The organism is Methylobacterium sp. CCH5-D2 (assembly GCF_001556475.1).
Taxonomy (GTDB): Bacteria; Pseudomonadota; Alphaproteobacteria; order Rhizobiales; family Beijerinckiaceae; genus Methylobacterium; species Methylobacterium hispanicum.
Window position 1 is genome coordinate 1 of the sequence record NZ_LSIX01000270.1, and the last position, 7066, is coordinate 7066.

Genomic DNA, 7066 nt, shown 5'->3' on the forward strand with positions numbered 1-7066 from the left:
CCCCCGAACCCACCCGATCCGCCGCCGTCGCCCCAGGTGCCCCCGCTCCAGCCGCCGCCCACGGGGCCGGGCAGCACCACGATGCCGCCGCGCCGGCCGCCCCGGTTCGTGCGCCAGACCACCCACAGGACGACGAGGAACAGCGCGATGAAGAGCGCCACCTGAGTCGGATCGACCTGATCCTCGCGCACCTGCGGTTTGCGCTGCCACTCGTCCGCATCCTTGGAGAGGATCGACAGGATCCCGTCGATTCCGGCCGCGATGCCGCCCGCGTAATCGCCCTGCTTGAAGCGCGGCGTGATCGCGCTCGCGATGATCACCCGGGAGAGCGCGTCGGTGAGCGACCCTTCGAGCCCGTAGCCGACCTCGATGCGCACCTTGCGCTCGCTCGGCGCGACGAGGAGCAGCACGCCGTTGTCGGTCTTCGCCTGCCCGAGCTTCCAGTGCCGGAACAGGCGGTTGGCGAAATCCTCGACCGTGGTGCCCTGCAGGCTCGGCACGGTCGCCACCACGACCTGATCGGAGGTCTTCTCCTCGTAGGCCTTCAAGCGCGCTTCCAGCGCGGCGCGGCTCTCGTCCGGGATGACGCGCGCGGCATCGACCACGCGGCCGCCGAGTTCGGGAAAGGTCAGTTCGGCCGCCCCGACGGGCAGGGCGGCGAGGACGAGGGCGGCGAGCGCGAGGGCGACCGCCCCGAGCAGGGCCGCGAGCCGACGGCTGGGACTGCATGAGGCGTACGGCACGCCGGTCGCGGGCCTAGAACTTCACGTTCGGCGGCCGCTCGGCGTTCGGCGTCGCCGTGAAGGTCTCCATCGGCTTGGCCTCGGGGTAGAAGACGCTCGCGATCCAGCGGCCGGGAATCGTGCGGATCTCGGTGTTGTAGGCCTGGACCGCCCCGTTGTAGTCGCGGCGCGCCACCGCGATGCGGTTCTCGGTGCCCTCGAGCTGGGATTGGAGCGCCAGGAAGTTCTGGTTCGACTTCAGGTCCGGGTAGCGCTCGACGGTGACGAGCAGGCGACCGAGCGCGCCGGAGAGCTGGTTCTGCGCGTCCTGGAATTCCTTCAGCTTCTGTGGGTCGCTCACCGTCGAGGCATCGACCTTGACGCTGGAGGCCTTGGCGCGCGCCTCGGTGACGCCCGTCAGCACGTCCTTCTCCTGTTGGGCGTAGCCCTTCACCGTCTCGACGAGGTTCGGGATCAGATCGGCACGGCGCTGGTACTGGTTCTGCACCTCGCTCCAGGACGCCTTGGCCTGCTCCTCCAGGGTCGGCACGCGGTTGATGGCCCCGCAGCCGGAGAGGCAGACCGCCAGCACGAGCATCGCGAGCGCGCTCGCGAGCCGCGCCGCCACGGAGGTCGGCCCGACGGTACCCTGGATCGACGGCATTCCACGCTTCCTCGACACCGCGGCAGCCACTTTGCCGCACCCTCTAGATAGGCGCGGCCGCCGCGGATCCAGGGCCGCGGGCCGGCCTTCGGGGCTCAGAGCAGGTCCTCGCAGCGGATCGGGAGGCGGCGCAGGCGACGGCCGGTGGCGTGGTGGAGGGCGTTGGCGATCGCCGCGTTGACGCCGATGATGCCGAGCTCGCCCAGGCCCTTCACGCCGAGCGCGTTCACGCCCGCGTCGTCGTCGCGCACGAGGATCGCCTCGACCAGCGGCGGCACGTCCGCCGCCGTGGCGACGAGATACTCGGCGAGATCGGCGTTCGGATAGGTGCCGCGGTCCACCAGCGTCTCCTCGAGCAGCGCCGAGCCCAGGCCCCAGATCATGCCGCCGGTGAGCTGGCTCCGCGCGGTGAGCGGGTTGAGCACCCGGCCCGCCGCAAAGGCTCCCGTGAGCCGGGCGACGCGAATCTCGCCCGTCTCCTCGTGCACCCGCACCTCCGCGAACTGCGCGCCGAAGGCCCAGGACAGGGCGGCGCCGCCCGCGCTCAGCGCGATGTGGCCGGCCCGCACGGCCGCGAGGTCGTCCGGCCCGCCACCCTCCGGCACGAACTCCGCGACGGTCTCGATCCCGGCGGGGTCGAGGCCGGCGACCGCCCGGCCGAGCGCCACCGCGCGGCCGTCCGGCGTGGAGAGGGCGCCGCCCGCGAGCCGGACCGCGGCCGGATCGCAACCCGCGAGCGCCCCGCCCTCCGCCGCCACGCCGGCCGCGAGCCGCCCGCGCAGCGCGCGGCAGGCCTGATCGAGCGCGCTCATCAGGCTCGTGGTGGTGGAGGAGCCACCCGAGAGGCCGGCCGGCGGCAGGTCCGTGTCGCCGAGACGGACCGTCACGGACGCCGCCGGCACGCCGAGCCAGTCGGCCGCGCCCATGGCGAGCAGCGTGGTGATGCCGTTTCCGATCTCGTGGTGGGCGCTCTCGACCGTGACCGTGCCGTCCGGCGCGATCGCCACCCGCATGACAGCGGGCGCGATCTTGACCGGGCGCACCGCCGCCGCGCAGCCCAGGCCGATCCGCCACGGCCCGTCCCGCGCGGGCCCCTGGCGGCGCCGGCCCCAGTCGAAGGCCTCGGCGCCGGCCTCGAAGCAGCGGATGAGCGGGCGCGTCGTGAAGGGCTTGCCCGAGACCGGATCGGTCGCGGTGTCGTTGCGCCGCCGCAGCTCGATCGGGTCGAGCCCGAGAAGGCCGGCCATCTCATCGACCGCGCTCTCCAGCGCGAACAGGTAGGGCACCTCCGGCGGCGCCCGCATCGGCCCCGGCGTGTTGCGGTCGAGGCGCACCGCGCGCTCCTCCGTGCGGATCGCCGGGCAGGCGTAGAGGCTCGCGGTGACGTCCGTGCCCTCCATGGCGAAGGGATCGAAGCGCGAGGCGCCCATCTCGGCCTCGTGCACGAGCGCGGTGAAGCGGCCGGCCCGGTCCGCCCCCAGATGGATCTCGTGGCGCGTCTCGGGGCGGTGGTTGGCGATGGTGAAGCATTGCCGCCGCGTCGGCACCAGCGAGACCGGTCGCCCGAGCCGGCGGGCGGCGAGCGCGACCAGCGCCGTGTGCTGCGACAGCGCCAGCTTCGAGCCGAAATGCCCGCCGATCGGCCCCGACACCACCCGCACGTTGCCCGGGTCGAGCCCGAGCTGCTCGGCGAGCCCGTGCCGCAGGGCGCCGACGTAGCGGGTCGGCTCGTGGACGACGAGGCGCTCGCCCTCCCAGATGCAGGTGGTGGTGAACAGCTCCATCGGGTTGTGGTGCTGCACGGGGGTCCGGTAGAGCGCCGTGACACGGTGGGCGGCCGCGAAGAGCGCCGCGTCGGCATCGCCCCGGCGCGGGTCGGTGTGCTTGGCCTTGAGGTCGGCGAGCCGAACGGTCTCGGCGCCGGGCGCGTCGAGGCTCGCCGCGTAGGCCTCCGGCTCGCAGGTCACCGCGACCAGGGAAGCGGCCGCCCGCGCCGCCTCGACCGTCTCGGCCACGACGAGGGCCACGATCTGGCCCGCATAGGCGATCCGGTCGGAGCCCAGCGGCAGGTGCGAGCTGTTGGCGTAGCCGCCGGCCATCAGGTGCTTCACCGGCCGGACTGCGCCGGCGAAATCCCGGTGCGTGAAGATGCCGAGCACGCCGGGACGCGCGGCCGCGACGGCGCTGTCGATCCCGGAGATGCGCCCCCGCGCGATCGCGCTGGTCACCAGGGCGGCGTGCGCGCGGTTCGGGAAGCGGCGGTCCGAGGCGTAGAGCGCGGCGCCCGTGACCTTCTCGGCGCCGTCGAGGCGGACATGGGCGCGTCCGAGCAGCGCGGGGTCGGCCGAGGGGGCGGAGCGGTCCTGTTCTGCCATGGCGGGTCTCCTCGTCGGAGACCGGGAGGTGTGGCCGGTCGGCGCCCAGACAATCCCCGCGACAAGGCGCCCCGATCGGCGGACGCGTCGCCGACGGGCCGGATCAGAACCGCGGAGGATGGGCCGTTTCGCCGGCCGTCGAGCGGTCCCGGCCCGGGCGTGGCGGGGCCGGCGCGGGGCCGGGGAGAGCCGCGCGCGATCCCGGGCCGCCCCGCCTCAGCGAAAGCCCGCGACCCGGCGCTCGCGCTTGCGCTCGGCGGCGGGCTGGTAGGCGATCTCGGCGTGGTGCGTGCAGTAGGGCAGGCCGGTGATCGAGCGCGCGCCGCAGAAGCGGAAATCGGGCGTGGTCGGATCGCCGAGCGGCCAGCGGCACATCGAGTCCCGCAGGTCCATGATCGTGACGCGCTGCGAGACGGCGAGCGCCACAGGGGCCGCGGCGGGTGTGGGCAGGGGCAGCGGGAAGTCCGGCGCGGGGCGATGCGACACGATGGCGACGGGCTCGGGCGCCTCGGCCTCCACCACGGCGATCGCGGTCTCGATCTCGGCGACGGGCGGGCGCGCCGCGCGGGCGGCGCTCTGCGCCTCCTCGCCGGGCTTGGCCCGTCCGGCGAGGCCGAGCCGGTGCACCTTGCCGATCACGGCGTTGCGGGTGACGCCGCCGAGCTGGGCCGCGATCTTGCTCGCGCTCTGTCCGTCCTCCCAGAGGCGGCGAAGCAGCGCCACGCGCTCATCGGTCCAGCTCAGGCCCGCTTCCATCGTCCCCCTCCCAGCCCTGCGCGCATGCGTGCCGCCCGTAGGGACGGTCGGCATGGGTGAGCGCGCGAAGGGCCGCGTCTTCCGGCCCGCACGCCCCGAGCGGGCCCGCGGAACCGGTGCGGAAAACCTCTACGCACGCCGGTGGTCATGGTCGGCGAAGGCGGCTCGCCTGCGCCGACCACCGAACCCTACAAGAGGGCTCGCGGCGGAGGCAAGGGTTGCGAAACGGGGCCCGCGGCCGGTTCCGGAGGCTGTCCACCGGCAATGGCCGGGCCGCGGCCGGAGGACGGGCCGGAGCCCTAGAAGCGGCCGCCGACGCCGACGCCGCCGCCCGGCGTCAGGGCGGGACCGACCGAGCCGGAGCCGGATCCGCCCGCGGCGTTGCCGCCCTCGATGTCCTCGCGGCGGATGCGCCGCTCCGCCTGCGCGGAGGCGCGCGCCTCGCCGCGCGCGTTCTTGGGCAGGTCGAGGGAGCGGGTCGGCGCGGTCTGGAGCGGACGGCCATCCTCGTCGATGTTGGCGCTGCGCACCGGCCGGTTCGGCAGGCTGCTGCGGAGCGAGGGCGGCGGGCCGACATCGCCGGCCGGCATCACGCCGCCGCTGCCGCTGAGCGCCTGGCAGCCCCCGAGCGCGGCGAGGCAGGCCGCCAGCAGCGCGGCGCGCGTCGGCGTGAGACGGGACGGCTGCGCCTGGGAAACGGGCGACGGTGACATGGCAGATCCTCGGGATCACGGCCGCACCGAGGTCGTCGCGGCCGCATCGTTGCTTCGGCCTGTCTATGACCGAGATTGCGCGAAAACCAAGACATCCTGGGACATCTGTCGCCATCGTCCTGCGCATTTTGATGCCCGGCGTTGCGGCCGGGCCCGGATCCTGCGTCCGGACCGCGCCGGGACCGCGTCCTCCCCGCGCCGGGCGGCCGATCCATAACTTCGCCTTGGTCGGCGTGCAGAGCGAGACCGCCGGCGGACCGGAACCCGCCGGAACGGCCGCGGTTGTGCCGGCAACCCGAACGACCCCGAGACTCCGAGGCCTCCGCGTGTTCAGACTCGACCGGATGATCGCGACCGCCACGATCACCCTCTGGGCGGCCGTCGCCGCGGCGCAGACGCCCCCCGGCGGCGAGGGACCGGCCACGCAGGCGCCCGGCTCACAGGCGCCCGGGGCACAGGCGCCCGCCACCCCGCCGCCGGCAGCGCCGATGGCGCCCGCGGCGCAGAACCCGCCGGCCGTGCCGGCTCCGACCGGCCCCCAGCCCCAGGCCCAGCAGCAGGGCACCCCCGCCACCGTGCTCGACACGCAGGACTACGAGAGCCTGCTCGGCAAGGGCGTGCGCGGCGCCAACGGCGACGAGTTCGGCCGGATCATCGACGTCGTCATCGACAAGGACGGCCGGCCCCGCGCCGCGATCATCGATTTCGGCGGCTTCCTCGGCGTCGGCTCGCGCAAGATCGCCGTCGACTGGCGGGCGCTGCGCTTCAACACCGACGGCAAGCCGGGCCGCATCTCGCTCCAGCTGAGCCGCAACCAGGTCCGCGTCTCGCCCGAGTACAAGGCCGGCGAGCCGATCGTGGTGCTCGGCCCCGCCAGTCCCGCCACCGCCGAGGGCGAGCCGGCAGCCCAACCGCAGCCGCAATCGCAAACCCAGCCCTCCGCCGCGGCGCAGCCCGCGCCGGCGCCCGCCGTCCAGACGCCGCCCTCAGCGCCCGAGAAGGCGCCCGATAAGTGACGGCGGTCCGGACGAAGAACCGACGGGTGATCCCCCACCGCGAGCGCGAGGCGCCGCGCCACGAGGTCCGTGCGCGAGCCGTCCGCCTCAAGGACGCCGCGGCCGAGCCGGCGCCGTCCGCGATGCCGGAGCCCGCCCCCGCACCCGGCGCGGTCTCCCGCGGAAGCCGGCGCGGACTCGATGCCTTCGCGTTCTTCGTCGCGAACCTCCAGACGGGCTTCGGCCCCTTCCTCGCCGTCTACTTCTCGCAGGCGCAGTGGACGCAGTCCGACATCGGCTTCGCCCTCACGGTCGGCAGCCTCGTCAGCCTGTTGGGGCAGGTGCCCGGCGGCGCCTTCGTGGACGCGGTGCGCTCCAAGCGCTTCGCGGCCGGCGTCTCGGTGGTGGCGATCTCGGCGAGCGCGCTCGCCCTCGTGGTCTGGCCGAGCTTCCTCATCGTGCTGCTGGCCATGGCGGCGCACTCGGCGGCGAGCTGCATCCTCACCCCCGCCATCGCGGCGATCAGCATCGGCCTCGTCGGCCATGCCCGCGCGGGCGAGCGCCTCGGCCGCAACGCCAGCTTCCAGGCGATGGGCAACGCCTGCGCGGCCGCCGTGATGGGCGCCTGCGGCTACTACCTGTCGAACGGCGCCGTCTTCTACCTCACCGCCGCGCTGGTCCTGCCGACGATCATCGCGCTCTCCTTCATCCGCGCCGACGAGATCGACGCGAACGTGCGCACGCAAGGTGCCGCGGCGCCCGCCGAGAGCGGCGGCCTGCGCGCGCTGCTCACCAACCGCGGGCTCCTCGCCTTCGCGGCCTGCATGACGCTGTTCTTCCT

General features: G+C 74.5%; 7 protein-coding genes. 2 read left to right on the forward strand and 5 right to left on the reverse strand.

The genetic code is table 11. The features are described from left to right. The 5 genes from AX737_RS07325 to AX737_RS07345 form a co-directional block, all read right to left on the reverse strand. Positions 1-701, reverse strand: a 701-nt coding sequence (locus tag AX737_RS07325; protein ID WP_066920238.1) for a TPM domain-containing protein, incomplete at its 3' end; no start/stop codon positions are given. 55 nt (positions 702-756) lie between these two features. Continuing rightward, complete coding sequence (locus tag AX737_RS07330; protein WP_066920226.1) at positions 757-1386, reverse strand: LemA family protein; 630 nt, start codon at positions 1384-1386, stop codon at positions 757-759. A 95-nt stretch (positions 1387-1481) separates the two neighbouring features. Beyond that, positions 1482-3761, reverse strand: coding sequence for a xanthine dehydrogenase family protein molybdopterin-binding subunit (locus AX737_RS07335; protein ID WP_066920228.1), 2280 nt, complete (start codon positions 3759-3761; stop codon positions 1482-1484). A gap of 216 nt (positions 3762-3977) precedes the next feature. Further along, positions 3978-4517, reverse strand: coding sequence for a GcrA family cell cycle regulator (locus AX737_RS07340; RefSeq protein WP_066920230.1), 540 nt, complete (start codon positions 4515-4517; stop codon positions 3978-3980). 299 nt (positions 4518-4816) lie between these two features. Beyond that, positions 4817-5230, reverse strand: a complete 414-nt coding sequence (locus AX737_RS07345) for a hypothetical protein (protein ID WP_066920232.1) — start codon at positions 5228-5230, stop codon at positions 4817-4819. 344 nt (positions 5231-5574) lie between these two features. Between AX737_RS07345 and AX737_RS07350 the strand changes: the two genes are divergently transcribed. After that, positions 5575-6246, forward strand: a complete 672-nt coding sequence (locus tag AX737_RS07350) for a PRC-barrel domain-containing protein (protein ID WP_066920236.1) — start codon at positions 5575-5577, stop codon at positions 6244-6246. Continuing rightward, on the forward strand, positions 6243-7066 hold an 824-nt coding region (locus AX737_RS07355; protein ID WP_156453574.1), incomplete at its 3' end, for an MFS transporter. The genes AX737_RS07350 and AX737_RS07355, both read left to right, overlap by 4 nt.

What these genes read in the sequence shown, in the direction of transcription:
- AX737_RS07340 (WP_066920230.1), bottom strand. Translation starts at nt 4,517, where the DNA reads ATGGAAGCGGGCCTGAGCTGGACCGATGAGCGCGTGGCGCTGCTTCGC.
- AX737_RS07330 (WP_066920226.1), bottom strand. Translation starts at nt 1,386, where the DNA reads ATGCCGTCGATCCAGGGTACCGTCGGGCCGACCTCCGTGGCGGCGCGG.
- AX737_RS07345 (WP_066920232.1), bottom strand. Translation starts at nt 5,230, where the DNA reads ATGTCACCGTCGCCCGTTTCCCAGGCGCAGCCGTCCCGTCTCACGCCG.
- AX737_RS07335 (WP_066920228.1), bottom strand. Translation starts at nt 3,761, where the DNA reads ATGGCAGAACAGGACCGCTCCGCCCCCTCGGCCGACCCCGCGCTGCTC.
- AX737_RS07350 (WP_066920236.1), top strand. Translation starts at nt 5,575, where the DNA reads ATGATCGCGACCGCCACGATCACCCTCTGGGCGGCCGTCGCCGCGGCG.